Source organism: Vibrio sp. 1249-1 (genome assembly GCF_033340495.1).
Genome location: NZ_JAWOWJ010001201.1, coordinates 1 through 510 on the forward strand (window position 1 = coordinate 1; position 510 = coordinate 510).

Below are 510 nucleotides of genomic sequence, written 5' to 3' on the forward strand. Positions count from 1 at the left end.
ATGGTGCATAACTTCAGAAAGCTGCTCTGAAATCTGTCTATCAAGCAAATTAATCGCTTCACGGAAAGTTACGGTTAGGTTTTTATTCCAAGAAACCGTCCCCTTCATCGCTTCTTCAGTCAGTGTCTTGATCAGCTCTTCTGCTCTCGATGCTTCTGTTTGTTTCGTCGCACCAATAGCCTGTTCAAGAAATGAAGTGGTTTGTTCACCCACCGCAGGATCGAGTTGTTTTTCAACTTGAGTCGTCATTATTCTGCTCCCTCAGTACTTTCTGATGGCGCTTTTTTGCCAAGATCTAGCTCACCAGCTAGTTTTGCCAAATTGTCTGTATTGTTGAGAACTTCTTCTAGGATGTTTTCAAGTTCTTCCGAACGGTCGACTTTAGTCATCAAGTCTCGCAGTTTGTTACGAGTTTCCATCAGCTGACGCAATGGTTCTACTTGATTGACAATCGCTGCTGGTTCAAAGTCTTGCATCGATTTAAAGCTCAGTTCAACCGCAAATTCAGAA

General features: G+C 42.7%; 1 protein-coding gene and 1 pseudogene. Both read right to left on the minus strand.

Features of this window, described 5'->3' with window-relative positions; genetic code table 11:
- Positions 1-249, minus strand: a pseudogene (locus R7Z50_RS31255) (type VI secretion system contractile sheath large subunit); the annotation flags it as partial.
- A partial coding sequence (locus R7Z50_RS31260) for a type VI secretion system contractile sheath small subunit (protein WP_318150248.1) occupies positions 249-510 on the minus strand: 262 nt, incomplete at its 5' end. The pseudogene R7Z50_RS31255 and the gene R7Z50_RS31260, both read right to left, overlap by 1 nt.